The following is a 14,063-nucleotide window of genomic DNA, read 5'->3' as shown; positions in this document are numbered from 1 at the left end:
GCAACCACTGTTGGCTCATGACCACCGCTTTCACCCCTTGCGCACGTCGAGCAGGGTGATCGGCAGCGCGCTGCGCCAGGTGTCGAAACCGCCGAGCGGCTGTGCCTGGGCGAGACCGATACGCGTCAGCTCGCCGCCGTGGCGAGCTCGCCAGTCCACCAGCACCGCCTCGCCCTGCAAGGTGACGGCATTGGCCACCAGCCGCCCGCCGGGCTTGAGCGCCTGCCAGCAGCGCTCGAGAACGCCCTGCACGGTCACGCCGCCGCCGATGAAAATGGCATCCGGGCGTTCGAGACCCTCAAGCGCGGCAGGCGCTGCCCCAGCGACCAGCTGCAGTCCCGGTACGCCCAGTGCATCGCGATTGCGCGCGATCAGGCGCTGGCGGCTCTCGTCGGCTTCGACGGCGATGGCGCGGCAGCGCGGATGCGCGCGCATCCACTCGATGCCGATCGAGCCGCAACCGGCGCCCACGTCCCAGACCAGCTCGCCGGGCAAGGGCGCGAGGCGCGCCAGGGTGATCGCCCGTACGTCGCGCTTGGTCAGTTGGCCGTCGTGGCTGAATACGGAATCTGGAAGGCCGGCCGTTAGCGGCAGCCGCGGCGCATCGTTGTCTGCCATGCACTCGATGGCGAGCAGGTTCAGCGCCTCGACCTGCATCAGCGCCCAGTCGTCCGCCAACCCGTCGATACGCCGCTCGCGCTCGCCGCCCAGATGCTCGAGCACGGTGATCCGGCTGGGCCCGAAGCCGCGCTGGCGCAACAGCTCGGCCACCGCGGCGGGGCTGCCGCCGTCGTTGCTCAGTACCAGCAGGCGGGCGTCGGGATAAAGGTGGCGATTGAGTGCTGCCAGCGGCCGCGCCACCAGAGACACCAGTTCGACATGCTGCAGCGGCCAGCCCATACGCGCCGCCGCAAGCGAGGCGGAGGACGGCGCCGGGAACACCTGCATCTGCTCCGGCGCAACCGCACGGGCCAGGCTGGCGCCGACACCGAACAGCATCGGATCGCCGCTGGCGAGTACGCAGAGCGGCCGGCCCTGCCGTTCGAGCACAGGCACCAGGGAAAACGGGCTCGGCCACGGCTGCCGAGCGGCACGCAAACAGGGGGGCAACAGGGCCAGCTGGCGAGGCGCGCCGACGATCAGTTCGGCATCGAGCAGCGCTCGCCGCGCGGCCTTGCCGAGCCCGGCGTAACCGTCCTCCCCTATTCCCACCACTGTCAGCCACGGCGTCATGCGTGTTCCTCGTCCGCTCCGGCTGCCTCCATCGCGGATGGCTTTTCCCGGCTTCGCTCAAAACGGGCATAATATCTCGTTCGTCGGTGCTACATCGGGCAATGCCCGCATGAGCCGAAGAGGGAACACGGAAGAAGCGATTCCAACCGTGGCTGCCCCCGCAACTGTAAGCAGCGAGTTCGCCGCCTCTGGCCACTGGATCACCGGGAAGGCCGCGGATGGACCTTGACCTGCCAGCCAGGAGACCTGCCGACGAAGCTGGTCGCGAGTGCCAACATCGGGCGGGGTGTACCGATGCCGAAATCCTGTCGCCAAGGGTTTCAGGTCCGGTCGCCGCGTCTCGGGTTTCAGGTGACCGATTGAACGACTCAATTCTCCCCCCCTTCATGCCGTCCGCTTCCGCGTGCCCTGGGCTGCTACGCATCGTGCCCGCCCTCGATGGCGGCATCTGCCGGGTCAAGCTGGCCTGCGGACAGCTCAGCGTGGCCCAGGCCCACAGCATTGCCGCTGCCGCGACGGCTTGCGCCAGCGGCGTGCTCGAACTGACCAACCGCAGCAATCTGCAGATCCGTGGCGTGCGCCAGGAGGACAGAGAACGCCTGGTGGACCGCCTGCTCTCCGCCGGCCTCGGCCCCCGGGACGCCGCCGCCGATGACGTGCGCAACCTTCTGGTCAGCCCCGCTTTCGGCCTCGACGAGGAGGCCATGCTGGATGTCGCGCCGCTGGCCGAGCAATTGCTCGATCACCTGCAGAGCCGCCCGGCCTTTCGCCGCCTGTCCCCGAAGTTCGCGCTACAGCTCGACGGCGGCGAGAACCTGGCCGTGCTCGATCACCCGCACGATCTTTGGCTGTCGGCCGTGCCGATGGACCACGGGATCGGCTTCGCCTTCGGCCTCGCCGGCTGCCCAACGGACCCGCCACTGGGAGTGGTCCCAGCCGATGCGGTACTGACGCTGGTCGACGCTGTGCTGGAGACTTTCATCGAACTGGCCCAACCGCCGCAAACGCGCATGCGCCACCTCCTCGCCGGCTTGCCGACGGGACAACTGCTTGAACGCCTGCGCGCGCGGCTCGACTCCAACCTTGCTGCGCCTGTCCCCCCGCCGCGTGAGCAGAACATCACCGGCATGCCGTTGGGCGCCATCGCGCAGCGCCAGCCCGGGCTGTGCATGATTGGCGCCGCACCGGTGCTGGGACGAATGACTGCCGAACAGTTGCGCGCAGTGGCCGACATCGCCGAAAAGCTCGGCGACCGCACCCTGCGCCTCACACCTTGGCAGAGCTTGCTGCTGCCCAACGTACTTCAGGCCAATGCCCCGGCCGTGTTCGGTCAGCTCGCCGAGCTGGGCCTGCATCTCGCCACAGACGAGCCGCTGACCCATCTGGTCGCCTGCACGGGTGCCCGCGGTTGCGCCAAGGGCCACGCCGATACCAAGACGGACGCGCTGACCCTGGCCCGCCGCCTGCGCGAAGCGCGCATGCGCCCGGACGTTCATCTGAGCGGCTGCGAACGCTCGTGTGCTTCGCCCCAGGTCGCCGCACATACCTTGCTGGCCCTGCCGGATGGCCGCTACCAGCTGTTCCATCGCGAGCCGGGAGCGGCCGGTTTCGGCGAACTCGTGGCCCCCGCGCTGACCCTCGACGAGGCCGGCGAGTGGTTCGTTGACCGATCCGAGCCAGGAACCAACCGATGATCGATTACATCCGCGACGGCCAGGAGATCTACCGCAACTCCTTCGCCATCATCCGCGCCGAAGCCAACCTGTCGGGCATTCCCGTCGACCTTGAAAAGCTCGCAGTCCGGGTGATCCACGCCTGCGGCATGGTCGATGTGGTCGATGACCTGCGCTTCTCGCCGGGCGCAGGCGCCGCTGGCCGCGAGGCGCTGTCGCGCGGCGCGCCGATTCTCTGCGATGCGCGGATGGTGGCCGAAGGCGTCACGCGCGCGCGGTTGCCGGCGGAAAACCCGGTGATCTGTACCCTGCATGACGAGCAAGTACCGGCGCTGGCCAAGGCCATGGGCAACACCCGCTCGGCCGCCGCACTGGAGCGCTGGCGCGAGCATCTGGCCGGCAGCGTGGTGGTGATTGGCAATGCGCCCACTGCGCTGTTTCATCTGCTGGACATGCTCGACGCCGGCGCCCCCAAACCCGCGCTGATCATCGGCATGCCGGTCGGGTTCGTCGGCGCGGCTGAATCCAAGGACATGCTCGCCGCCGACAGCCGCGGCGTGCCCTATGTGATCGTCCGGGGTCGGCGCGGCGGCAGCGCCATGGCGGCCGCCGCGGTCAATGCCCTGGCCACGGAGATCGAATGATGCGCGGACGTCTGCTCGGCCTGGGCGTCGGCCCCGGCGACCCGGAACTGATCACCTTGAAAGCGCTGCGCCTGTTGCGGGCGGCGCCGGTGGTTGCTTATTTCGTAGCCCGCGCCAAGGCCAGCCGCGGCCAGGGCGGCAATGCCTTTGGCATCATCGAGGCGCATCTGACTGACGTTCAACAGCGCATGCCACTGGTGTATCCGGTGACCACCGAGGCGCTGGCGCCACCGCTGTCCTATGAAGATGTCATTAGCGACTTCTACGACACCTGCGCTGTGAAGATCGCCGACGAGCTCGACGCCGGCCGGGACGTCGCCGTCATCTGCGAAGGTGACCCGCTGTTCTACGGCTCCTACATGTACCTGCATGACCGCCTGGCCGGCCGCTTCGACGTGGACGTCGTGCCAGGCGTCTGCTCGATGCTGGGCTGCGCCTCGGTACTCGGCACACCCCTGGTGTATCGCAACCAGTCGCTCAGCGTGCTCTCAGGCGTGCTCGACGAAGCCGAACTGGAGAGTCGCCTGCGCAACGCCGAAGCCGCCGTGGTGATGAAACTGGGGCGCAACTTCGACAAGGTCCGCCGCGTGCTGCGCAAGCTCGGCCTCGATGGGCGTGCCCACTATGTCGAGCGCGCCACCATGGCCGAGCAGAAAATCGTCCCGCTGGATCAGGTCGAGCCGATGTCCTCCCCTTATTTTTCGATGATTCTGGTGCCGGGCGAGCAATGGCGCGGGTGACGAACCGGCACCCTTCGCCGGGAAAGATCTTGCCGAAGCGGTAGCCCCAGTCCGTGTCGAAATGCCTGCAAAACCACACGATCTCAGCCTCCCAGTGGCCGGTGATCTGAACCATCAGCCCCAGCCGGCTGCAAGAGAACCTTCCCATGATTCCCGCTCCTGCCATCGTCGTTCTCGGCACCTCAGCCCTTTCGGTTGCGCGGCGCGTGCAGGCGCTGTACCCGGATGCCTTGATCCATGGCCTGCACGGTCGCGTTGAAGCAGCCGACCGCCACTACGCGGATTTCGGTGAGAACCTGCGCGCGCAATATCGCGCCGGGCAGCCGCTGATCGTGCTCTGCGCCGCCGGCATCGTGATTCGTGCGCTGGCGCCGCTGCTAGCCGAAAAAGGAGCCGAGCCGCCGGTGCTGGCCGTGGCTGAGGATGGCAGCGCGGTGGTTCCGCTGCTTGGCGGCCTGGCCGGCGTGAACCGTCTGGCCCGGGAGCTCGCCGCCCATCTGGGTGTCGCCCCCGCAATCACCACCAGTGGTGAGCTACGCTTCGGCACCTGCCTGCTGGAACCCCCGAGTGGCTACGTACTGGCGGACCTGCAACAGGGCAAACGCTTCGTGTCTGATCTGCTCGGAGGCCAAACCGTGCGCATCGACGGCGCGGCGCCCTGGCTGGACACCGCACAGCTCCCAGTTGCTGAAAACGCGGAGCGCGTCATCCATGTCAGCCCGCAACGTCGTGCGGCGCAACGGCATGAGCTGCTAATCCATCCGCAGCAGGTCGCTGCATTGATCGACCGGCCCGGCGCCGACCTCGCCGCCCGCATTCATTTGGCGCTGGATGCTGCCCAACTAGCGCCTCAGGCGCTGGGCTGCCTGCTCGCCAAAACCAGCCTGGAGGCCGATACCGACCTGCATGCCGCAGCCGCCGAACTCGGGTTGCCACTGCGCTTCATCGACGCAGAAGTAGGTCTACCGCCACGGCATGCCGACGGTGACGGGCTGTGCCTGCTGCTTGGCAATCAGCCCCTCGCCCCCGATAGCCTCGGCCGCCGTCGCGGACGTCTGAGCGTGGTCGGGCTTGGCCCAGGCGCGGCCGATCTGATGACGCCTGCGGTTCGCCAGGCGCTGGACGAGGCCGAAGATGTGCTCGGCTACGCCACCTATGTCGAGATGGCCGGCCCGTTCCGGCCGGACCAACTGCAGCACAACAGTGATAACCGCGAGGAACTTCAGCGCGCCCGCCACGCGTTCGAGTTGGCTGCCCAAGGGCGCCGCGTCGTGGTGGTGTCGTCAGGCGACCCAGGCGTGTTCGCCATGGCCGCAGCGGTGCTCGAAGCCCTCGAAGGCCAGGACGATCCGCGCTGGCACGGCGTCGAGCTGCAGATACTTCCGGGCGTATCCGCCGCCCTGGCCGCCGCCGCCCGCGCTGGCGCGCCGCTGGGCCACGACTTCTGCATGATCTCGCTTTCGGACAACCTCAAGCCGTGGAGCCAGATCGAAAACCGCCTCGACCATGCCGGTGCGGCGGACTTGGCGATGGCCTTCTACAACCCCATCTCCCGGGCGCGCCCCTGGCAGCTTGGTCGCGCGCTGGAGATTGTCCGCCGCCACCGCAGCGCCGAGACCCTGGTGGTGCTTGGCCGCGACATTGCCCGGCCCGCCGAGGCGCTGCATGTCCTCACCCTCGGCGAGCTCACACCCGAGAAGGTGGACATGCGGACCCTCGTCATCATCGGCTCGAGCCAGACCCGCCGCTTTGCCCGTGCGGATGGCAAGCAGTGGGTCTACACGCCCAGGTGGTATCCACAAGACTGAACGCGCCGGCTCAGCAGGCCACCACCTGGCCGTCCTTGCGCGATTCGGAGCCGCCAACGTACCCGTGCTCGGTACGCACGATAATCTGCGCGCCACCAAAGGACGAGCGATCCTGCTCCACCTTGAGGTCGTGGCCCAGCCGACGCAATTCGGCGAGTGTCTGGACGTCGAAGGCATCTTCGACCGCGACCGTGCGGCCCTTCTCGATCCGCCAGCGTGGCGCGTCGATCGCCGTCTGGGGGTTCTGCCCGTAGCGCAAGATGCGCAGCATCATCTGGGTGTGCCCCTGCGCCTGCATGGGGCCACCCATCAGTCCAAAGGACATCAGCGGCGTACCATCAGCGTTCATCACGAAGCCAGGGATGAGCGTGTGGAAGGGTCGTTTGCCCGGCGCGACGCAATTGACATGCTCAGGGTCAAGGCTGAAGCCGGCGCCTCGGTTTTGCAGGCTGATGCCCGTGCCCGGCACGACCACGCCGGAGCCGAAGCCCATGTAATTGGACTGGATGAACGACACCATCATGCCGCTCTCGTCGGCGGTCGATAGGTAAACGGTGCCGCCACGCTGAGGATCGCCGTGACCGGGATCAGCCGCCTCGCCTGTGATTTGTCCTGCTCGTTGGCGCAGGTACTCCGGTGCCAGCATCTGGTCGGGCGTCACGCGCATGTGGGCCAGGTCGGCCACATGCTCGTGCACGTCGGCCAACGCGAGTTTCATGGCCTCCAACACCTGATGCAGCGTCTCGGGACTGTCCACAGGATCGTTGCCGACGCCCAATTCTTCGAGCATGCCCAGGGCGCTGAGCGTGGCGATGCCCTGGCCGTTCGGTGGCAGTTCGTGTACCACCGCACCGGCATAGCGCAAGCTGATGGTGTCGATCCAGTCCACCGTATGGCTGGCCAGGTCGTCCAGGCTCATCAGTGCACCGTTGGCCTTCGCGTGGGCGACGATGGCGTCGGCCAGCGCGCCCCGGTAGAACGCTTCGCCGCGCGTTTCGGCAATCGCCTCGAGGGTGCGGGCATGGTCGGCCATCACCACCCGCTCACCGGCCAGCGGTGCCCGCCCACCCGGCATGAAGCATTCGGCAAAACCCGGCTGGTCCTTGAGCAGCTTGGCGCCTTGCTGCCAGAGCCTGGCGATCACCGGAGTGACCTGGAAGCCGTCGCGCGCATAGCCAATGGCAGGTTCTGCCAGTTTCGCAAAAGGCAACTTGCCGTACCGTTCGGAGAGCGCGACCCAGGACGAGACGGCGCCCGGAACGGTAACCGCCCCCCAGCCACGCTCCGGTATCTGCTGCTGGCCGGCGAAATACTCGGGACGCCAGCCGGCCGGTGCGCGGCCGGATGCGTTCAGGCCCTGCAAACACTGGCCGTCCCAGACCACCGCGAAGGCATCGCTGCCGATGCCGCATCCGGTGGGTTCGACCACCGTCAGCACCATCGCCGCAGCGATGGCGGCGTCCACGGCATTGCCGCCCTGCTGCAGCATCGTCATGCCTGCCTGTGCGGCCAGCGGCTGGGAGCAGGCGACCATGTTGCGACCCATGACGCAGGAGCGCGCCGAACCATAGGCCTGGGTGTAATCGAGATCGAGGGGCATAGCGGATTTCCTTGCAGTTGAAGTGCGGCGTCACGCCCGGTGACGCCGCCGAAGCGGGTGAGGCTCAGCCTTTGGGGTCTAGCGCATCGCGCAGACCGTCACCGACGAGGTTGAAGCTCAGCACCGTGAGGTAGATGGCAACGCCCGGCGCGATGGACATCCAGGGCGCCTGCTCCATGAAGTTCTTCGCAGTATTGAGCATCGATCCCCAGGACGGCGTCGGCGGTTGCTGCCCGAGCCCGAGGAACGACAGACTGGCCTCGGCCAGAATCGCCGAGGCGATGGTCAGGGCCGCCTGCACCACGATGGGTGAAAGCACATTGGGCAGCACGTAGCGCAGGATGATCCAGCGATCCGGCAACCCGATGGCCCGAGCGCCTTCGAGGTAATCCTCGTGACGGATGGCCATCACCTGGCCGCGCGTCAAGCGCACGAAAATCGGCATCGCCGACAGCCCGATCGCGATCATCGCGTTCATCAGGCTTGGGCCAAGAAAGGCACCCAGGGCAATCGCCAGGACCAGGAACGGGCACGACAACAATGCCTCGACCACCCGCGAAATGAGCGCATCGAGCATGCCGCCGAAATATCCGGCGGCAAGGCCGAGCGGCACACCGATAGCCAAGGCGATGGCGACCGACACCGCCCCGGCGAGCAGCGAACTGCGTGCGCCCCAGAGCAGCCGCGAGAACAAGTCACGACCGAGTTCATCGGTGCCCAGCCAGTACACCAGCGAGGGCGCCTGGCGTACGGCCATGAAGTTGGCCTTGAGCGGATCGTGGGGTGCGATCCAGGGCGCCAGCAACGCCGCGAGGATGAAGCAGAGCAGGATCAGCGCACCGACCACCGCGCCGCGGTTGGCCATGAACCGTCCCAGCGGCCGCACCGCCCGCCGGGGCAGACGCAGGCCGAAGGCCGGTCGGGACATCAGGCTGGCAGCGGTCATGCGGAGGTCCTCATGCGCGGGTTGATCAGCCGATAGAGCACATCGGCGAGCAGGTTGAGCAGGATGAAACCGATGCCGACGCAGAGCACCACGCCTTGCACCACCGCGTAGTCGCGGTTGAACACCGCGTCGACGATCATCTTGCCGAAGCCCGGCAGGCTGAACACCTGCTCGGTCAGCACGGCGCCGCCGAGCAGCTCGCCGAACAGCAGCGTGCTCAGAGTCACGATGGGCATCAGCGCGTTGCGCAGCGCATGCTTGAGTATCACCACCCGCGGCATCAGCCCCTTGGCACGGGCGGTGCGCACGTAATCGGAGCGCAGCACCTCGAGCATTGCGCTGCGGGTGTGGCGCATGAGCGTCCCGGCAAGGCTCGCGCCGAGCACGAAGGCCGGCATCAGCATGGTCTGCAGATTACGCAGCGGATCCTCGCTGAAGGGTACGAAACCCGAAGCCGGCAACCATTGCAGCTTGACCGCGAAGAGCAGGATGAGCAGCAGCCCGAGCCAGAAGTTGGGAATCGAAATACCCGACAGGGCCAGCACGTTGACTCCGTAATCGACCCGCGTGCCCTTGCGCACCGCCGCGATGATCCCAGCCGGAATACCGATGAGCATGGCGAACATCAGCGACCAGGCAGCCAGCTGCAACGTGACCGGAAGCTTGCTGAGCAGCAGTTGGGTGACCGGTTGCTCGGTGCGCATCGAACGCCCGAAGTCGCCCTGCAGCACGTCCCCGACCCAGTGCAGGTACTGCATCGCAATCGGGTCGTTGAGCCGGTACTTGTCGCGCAGGTATTCGAGCACTTGGGGGTCGCGCTCTTCGCCGGCCATGGCCAGTACCGGATCTCCGGGTAGCAGCTTCTGCAGGGTGAAGACGAACAGCGATACCAGGATCAGCGTCGGTATCGCCGCGCTCAGGCGGCGGAAGATGAATCCGATCATGACGGACCTCTGAACAGCGAGGGAAGCGGGACCCCGGCCACCGCTCGGGCGGCGGCCGGGGCGTGTATCACGGAGCGAGCCTGACGTTTTCCAGGCGGATCAACCCATCGGGCTGCGGCTGGAAGTTCTGCAGATCGCCGCGGGCGACGAACAGGCGCGGGTCGAAGAACAAATAGATGTACGGTGCCTCGTCGACGAGGATCTCCTGCGCCTGGGCGTACAGCGCCTTGCGCTCCTCCAGGCCGTTACGCACCCGCGCCTCGTTAAGCAGCTCGTCGACCTTGGGGTTGCAGTAGCGCGCATCGTTGAGGGGCGCCTTGCAGGTCACGAACTGGTGCAGGTTGCCGTCCGGATCAGGGCGCCCCGACCAGTTGTAAAGGGCTACCTGGAAGTTGCCCGCCTGCTGCTCGGAGAGCTGGGTCGCGTATTCGCCGGCGATCAGGTTTACCTGGAAACCGGACTCCTGCGCCATCGCCTGGATGATCTGGCCGATCTGCTGGGCGATGGGGTTGTTGGCTACCTTCAGATCAATCGGGAAAGGCATTTTGACGCCAGCCTCACCCAGTAGCGCACGGGCCTTTTCCGGGTCCCGGGCGGGGATGGTCTTGGTTTTGTCGAAGAACGGGCTGCTCGGCGACAGCGCCTGGTTGGCCGGGATGTACAGCCCTTCGAAGACCACCTGATTGATCGCATCGCGGTCCAGAGACAGCTCCAGCGCCTGGCGTACGCGCTTGTCCTGGCCCAGCGGGTTCTGCGCCTTCGACCCGTTGTCGATGTTCACCACCATTTCCATGAAGCCCAGTCCTGGTGTGCTGTAGACCTTGAGCTTGGCGTCGGCCTTGGCCGACTTGACGTCGGTGGGCGCCACGCGCTCGATCATGTCCAGATCGCCAGAGCGCAGGTTGGCCAGACGCACCGAGGTGTCCGGAATCGGCATGAACACCACACGGTCGAAATGAAAGACGTCCTTGTTCCAGTAACCGTCGTACTTCTTCAACACGATACGGTCCTGCTGCACGCGTTCGACGAACTCATACGGGCCTGAGCAGACCGGCTTGCTGGCATAGTCGGCACCCGCGGCCGCCTTGGGCGCGAGCATCATTCCGGAACGGTCGGACAGCTGCGCGATCAGCGTGGCATCGGGCTTTTTCAGGTGGATCGTGACGGTGGTCGGCGCGGTAGCCTCGACGCTTTCCACCGATGACAACTCGCTCTTGCGCTGCGAATCGGGAAGCGTGCGGGCACGGTCCAGGTTGAACTTCACCGCCTCGGCGTCGAAAGGCTCGCCGTCATGGAACGTCACGCCTTCGCGCAGGTTCATGGTCAGCGTCTTGCCGTCCTCGCTCCACTCCCAGGCCGTGGCCAGACGCGGAATGAACTGCAGGTCGGCATCGGTTTCGACCAGCTTGTCGCACAGGGCGGTGTAGACCAGCCGCCCTGCATAGGTGCGCGACCGGTGCGGATCAAGCATGTCGGGATCGTCCTGGATACCGATGCGCAGGGTGGCCGGTGCGGCCATGGCCTGGCTGCAGGCCAGCAACAGGGTGACGCCGGTAAACGCGAGCAAGTGCTTCATGGATGCGGCTCCGTAAGGGTGGACTGACGCGCCTTGAACAGCGCCAGGCGCTGGCTGAACGCGGTACTGGGGGTGACGACAATTGGGCTGCCGCTGCCCGCCGAGGCGATCTCGCGCCAGAAGTGGCAGGCGACCTGGCGGTCGTCCGGCAGACGCTCGAAAACCGGCTGGTTCTCTCGGCATAGCGGGCGGGCGTGCGGGCAACGGGTGTGGAAACGGCAACCGGGAGGCGGCGCGCTGGGGCTGGGCATGTCGCCACCGAGCACCTGACGTTCGCGCCGGTCCTTGGGATGGCTGACCGGCACCGAGTCGATCAGGGCCTGGGTGTAGGGGTGCAGCGGTTGTTCGAAAAGCGCATCGACCGGGGCCAGTTCGACGATTTCGCCCAGGTACATCACCGCCACCCGGTCGCTCATGTGGCGTATCACTGCCAGCCCGTGGGCAACGATCACCAGGGTCAGCCCGAACTGCTGCTTGAGGTCCTCGAGCAGATTGACCACCTGCGCCTGGACCGACACATCCAGGGCCGAGACCGGTTCGTCCCCCAGCAGCAGTTTCGGGCGCGACGCCAGGGCGCGGGCGATGCCGATGCGCTGGCGCTGCCCGCCGGAAAACTCGTGGGGGTAGCGCTCGGCGTGTTCCGGCGCGAGCCCGACCGTACGCAACAACTCGGCCACCCGGTCCTCGCGCTCGCTACGAGCGGCGGCATCATGCAGCCAGATCGGCTCGCCGACGATGCGCTGCACATTCATGCGCGGGTTCAGCGAGGCGAAAGGGTCCTGGAAAATGATCTGCAGGTCCTGGCGCACCTTGCGCAGCTCCTGCGCCGACAGATTGCCGAGGTTGCGCCCCTCGTAGATGACATCGCCCGCGGTCGGCTCGAGCAGGTTCAGCAACAGGCGGCCCAGGGTCGACTTGCCCGAACCGGATTCGCCAACCAGCGCCAGCGTCTCGCCCCGGCGCACGGTGAGCGACACATCGTCGACCGCCCGCACCGGCGCGGCGGCGCGCTGCAGGAAGCCGCGGTTGGCAGTGAAATGCTTGGTCAGGCCGTGACCTTCGAGAATTGGTTTGTCGGGAGTTTTCATGCGCAGGCTCCGGCGTGAACTTCCAGCGGTACCCGCAGGCAGGCCGCGAAATGCCCGGGGCCGACTTCCACCAAAGGCGGGCGCTGCGCCCGGCAGGCGTCCACCGCGAACGGACAACGACTGGCGAAGCGGCAGTATTCGGGCATCTCGGCAGGCGTCGGCACCCGCCCCTCGATCGTCGCCAGACGTGCCTCGCGAGCCCCCATCGAGGGCATCGAGCCCATCAGGCCGACCGTGTAGGGATGCTGCGGGTCGTCGAAGATGGCCTGCACCGGCCCGCTCTCGACCACGCGCCCCGCGTACATCACCACCACGTCGTCGGCCACTTCGGCGACCACGCCCAGGTCATGGGTGATGAGGATCATCGCCGTGCCGGTGTCCGCCTGCAGAGCGGCGATGAGCGAGAGAATCTGCGCCTGGATGGTCACGTCCAGCGCGGTGGTCGGCTCGTCGGCGATGATCAGGCTCGGGTCGTTGGCCAACGCGATGGCGATCATCACGCGCTGGCGCATTCCTCCCGACAGTTGGTGCGGATAGGCGTCCAGACGTTTGGCGGCGTCCGGCACCCGGACCTTTTCCAGCATCGACAGCGCGCGCTCGCGGGCGAGCCTGGGCGACAGGCCCTGATGGCGCATCACGCCTTCGGCGATCTGCTCACCGACGGTAAAGGCTGGGTTCAGCGAGGTCATCGGTTCCTGGAAGATCATCGCCAGGCGATTGCCCCTGAGATCGCGGCGCTCGGCCTCGTCCAGTTCCAGCAGCGGCCGGCCCTGGAAATCGGCGCGGGCCACGCTGACATCGGTGCCGGCTGGCAGCAGGCCCATCAACGCCAGCGAGGTCACGCTCTTGCCGCAACCCGACTCGCCAACGATGGCCAGGGTACGGCCGGCCGACACCTCGAAGGAGAGGCCGTCGACGACGTTGGCGGGCGCGCCGGGAAAGCGCACCCTCAGATCTTGCAGGCTCAGTAGGGGGGCAGTCATACGCAGGCATCCAGTGTCTGGTCGAGAACGACGTTCAGAGAATCACGCAGCGCCCGCAGATGGCTGCGCATGCAGGCGGCCGCCTCGGTCGGCGCGCGGGCCGCGATCGCATCGACAATGGCCTCGTGGTCATGGTCGTAGCCGCGCAATTTGTCGGCGTTGCGGGCACGGGCTCGCAGGTCGCGCCAGATCGGGTCGAGACGGATGGCATCGACCATCTCGAACAGGTCCAGCAGCAGGCGGTTGCCCGCAGCCTCGGCGATGCAGCGGTGCAGCGCGCTGTCCCACAATTCGATCTGCTCGGCGTCCTGCTGGTGTTCGGTCATCTGAGCGACCAGTCGACGCAGCATCGCGGTCTGCTCGCCGCTGGCGCGGATCGCGGCGAGGGACGCCAGTGCAGGCTCGAGATAGAGGCGCGCCTCCATGACCTCGCTGAAATTGGTCCGGCTCGAAAGGCGCGCGAAGCTCAGCGCACTGGGTGGCGTCGGCCCGATGAAGGTGCCGCGGCCTTGTCGCCGCCAGATCTGCCCTTCGGACTCCAGCACCGCCAACGCTCGACGCACGGCACGCCGCCCCACACCGAACTCCTCGGCCAGCTCGCGCTCGGTGGGCAGCGGCTTTTCAGGCGTCAGGGCATGCATGGCAACCAGGTTGCGCAAGGCCTCCAAGGCCAACCCGGCATTGCTGTCGGCCACCTGAGCGATTTCGGTTCGCGGCATATCCGGTCTCCGGCGGTTGCTGAGCAACAGGGCGCGAAAGCGCACCTTCGTTACCAGGGGCGGGAGCAAGATGGGTGCCAATGAAAATTGGTTCGCTTCGAAAGGGAAG

General features: G+C 66.9%; 12 protein-coding genes and 1 riboswitch. Of the genes, 4 read left to right on the top strand and 8 right to left on the bottom strand.

What is annotated here, in order from left to right; genetic code table 11:
- Positions 1 to 30: 30 nt before the first annotated feature.
- Positions 31 to 1,233 (bottom strand): precorrin-6y C5,15-methyltransferase (decarboxylating) subunit CbiE, encoded by a 1,203-nt coding sequence (gene cbiE, locus G7026_RS02765; RefSeq protein WP_181069158.1) that lies wholly within the window; start codon positions 1,231 to 1,233, stop codon positions 31 to 33.
- A gap of 67 nt (positions 1,234 to 1,300) precedes the next feature.
- Positions 1,301 to 1,501, top strand: a riboswitch (cobalamin riboswitch).
- A 118-nt stretch (positions 1,502 to 1,619) separates the two neighbouring features.
- Here cbiE and cobG point away from each other — a divergent pair.
- The 4 genes from cobG (at position 1,620) to cobJ (ending at position 6,098) form a co-directional block, all read left to right on the top strand.
- On the top strand, positions 1,620 to 2,927 hold the full coding sequence (cobG, locus tag G7026_RS02760) for a precorrin-3B synthase (protein ID WP_181069250.1): 1,308 nt from the start codon (positions 1,620 to 1,622) through the stop codon (positions 2,925 to 2,927).
- Positions 2,924 to 3,550, top strand: coding sequence for a precorrin-8X methylmutase (locus tag G7026_RS02755; RefSeq protein ID WP_181069157.1), 627 nt, complete (start codon positions 2,924 to 2,926; stop codon positions 3,548 to 3,550). The genes cobG and G7026_RS02755 overlap by 4 nt, the downstream gene beginning before the upstream one ends.
- Entirely contained in the window at positions 3,550 to 4,290 is a 741-nt protein-coding gene (locus tag G7026_RS02750) for a precorrin-2 C(20)-methyltransferase (protein WP_258190162.1), read from the top strand. Before G7026_RS02755 ends, G7026_RS02750 begins: the two co-directional genes overlap by 1 nt.
- 146 nt (positions 4,291 to 4,436) lie before the next feature.
- Positions 4,437 to 6,098, top strand: a complete 1,662-nt coding sequence (cobJ, locus tag G7026_RS02745) for a precorrin-3B C(17)-methyltransferase (protein ID WP_181069155.1) — start codon at positions 4,437 to 4,439, stop codon at positions 6,096 to 6,098.
- A gap of 10 nt (positions 6,099 to 6,108) precedes the next feature.
- Here the strand turns inward: cobJ and G7026_RS02740 are convergent, their stop codons facing one another.
- The 7 genes from G7026_RS02740 to G7026_RS02710 all read right to left on the bottom strand — a co-directional run bounded on the left by G7026_RS02740 (position 6,109) and on the right by G7026_RS02710 (position 13,954).
- Positions 6,109 to 7,698, bottom strand: coding sequence for a gamma-glutamyltransferase family protein (locus G7026_RS02740; RefSeq protein WP_181069154.1), 1,590 nt, complete (start codon positions 7,696 to 7,698; stop codon positions 6,109 to 6,111).
- Between the two features lie 64 nt (positions 7,699 to 7,762).
- Positions 7,763 to 8,644, bottom strand: coding sequence for an ABC transporter permease (locus G7026_RS02735; RefSeq protein ID WP_181069153.1), 882 nt, complete (start codon positions 8,642 to 8,644; stop codon positions 7,763 to 7,765).
- Positions 8,641 to 9,588 carry an ABC transporter permease gene (locus tag G7026_RS02730; RefSeq protein ID WP_181069151.1) on the bottom strand — a complete coding sequence of 316 codons (948 nt, stop codon included), beginning with the start codon at positions 9,586 to 9,588 and terminating at the stop codon, positions 8,641 to 8,643. The genes G7026_RS02735 and G7026_RS02730 overlap by 4 nt, the downstream gene beginning before the upstream one ends.
- A 67-nt stretch (positions 9,589 to 9,655) precedes the next feature.
- Positions 9,656 to 11,164, bottom strand: a complete 1,509-nt coding sequence (locus G7026_RS02725) for an ABC transporter substrate-binding protein (RefSeq protein ID WP_181069149.1) — start codon at positions 11,162 to 11,164, stop codon at positions 9,656 to 9,658.
- Positions 11,161 to 12,252, bottom strand: coding sequence for an ABC transporter ATP-binding protein (locus G7026_RS02720; protein ID WP_181069147.1), 1,092 nt, complete (start codon positions 12,250 to 12,252; stop codon positions 11,161 to 11,163). The genes G7026_RS02725 and G7026_RS02720 overlap by 4 nt, the downstream gene beginning before the upstream one ends.
- Positions 12,249 to 13,235 (bottom strand): ABC transporter ATP-binding protein, encoded by a 987-nt coding sequence (locus G7026_RS02715; protein ID WP_181069145.1) that lies wholly within the window; start codon positions 13,233 to 13,235, stop codon positions 12,249 to 12,251. The genes G7026_RS02720 and G7026_RS02715 overlap by 4 nt, the downstream gene beginning before the upstream one ends.
- Complete coding sequence (locus G7026_RS02710) at positions 13,232 to 13,954, bottom strand: FadR/GntR family transcriptional regulator (RefSeq protein ID WP_181069143.1); 723 nt, start codon at positions 13,952 to 13,954, stop codon at positions 13,232 to 13,234. The genes G7026_RS02715 and G7026_RS02710 overlap by 4 nt, the downstream gene beginning before the upstream one ends.
- Positions 13,955 to 14,063 lie beyond the last annotated feature (109 nt).

This window comes from Stutzerimonas azotifigens, from assembly GCF_013522725.1.
Classification (GTDB): domain Bacteria; phylum Pseudomonadota; class Gammaproteobacteria; order Pseudomonadales; family Pseudomonadaceae; genus Stutzerimonas; species Stutzerimonas azotifigens_A.
This window is presented reverse-complemented; position numbering and strand designations above follow the sequence as displayed.

Excerpts from the sequence above, each read along its gene's own strand:
- cbiE (WP_181069158.1), bottom strand. The coding sequence starts at position 1,233 with ATGACGCCGTGGCTGACAGTGGTGGGAATAGGGGAGGACGGTTACGCC.
- cobG (WP_181069250.1), top strand. The coding sequence starts at position 1,620 with ATGCCGTCCGCTTCCGCGTGCCCTGGGCTGCTACGCATCGTGCCCGCC.
- G7026_RS02755 (WP_181069157.1), top strand. The coding sequence starts at position 2,924 with ATGATCGATTACATCCGCGACGGCCAGGAGATCTACCGCAACTCCTTC.
- G7026_RS02750 (WP_258190162.1), top strand. The coding sequence starts at position 3,550 with ATGCGCGGACGTCTGCTCGGCCTGGGCGTCGGCCCCGGCGACCCGGAA.
- cobJ (WP_181069155.1), top strand. The coding sequence starts at position 4,437 with ATGATTCCCGCTCCTGCCATCGTCGTTCTCGGCACCTCAGCCCTTTCG.
- G7026_RS02740 (WP_181069154.1), bottom strand. The coding sequence starts at position 7,698 with ATGCCCCTCGATCTCGATTACACCCAGGCCTATGGTTCGGCGCGCTCC.
- G7026_RS02735 (WP_181069153.1), bottom strand. The coding sequence starts at position 8,644 with ATGACCGCTGCCAGCCTGATGTCCCGACCGGCCTTCGGCCTGCGTCTG.
- G7026_RS02730 (WP_181069151.1), bottom strand. The coding sequence starts at position 9,588 with ATGATCGGATTCATCTTCCGCCGCCTGAGCGCGGCGATACCGACGCTG.
- G7026_RS02725 (WP_181069149.1), bottom strand. The coding sequence starts at position 11,164 with ATGAAGCACTTGCTCGCGTTTACCGGCGTCACCCTGTTGCTGGCCTGC.
- G7026_RS02720 (WP_181069147.1), bottom strand. The coding sequence starts at position 12,252 with ATGAAAACTCCCGACAAACCAATTCTCGAAGGTCACGGCCTGACCAAG.
- G7026_RS02715 (WP_181069145.1), bottom strand. The coding sequence starts at position 13,235 with ATGACTGCCCCCCTACTGAGCCTGCAAGATCTGAGGGTGCGCTTTCCC.
- G7026_RS02710 (WP_181069143.1), bottom strand. The coding sequence starts at position 13,954 with ATGCCGCGAACCGAAATCGCTCAGGTGGCCGACAGCAATGCCGGGTTG.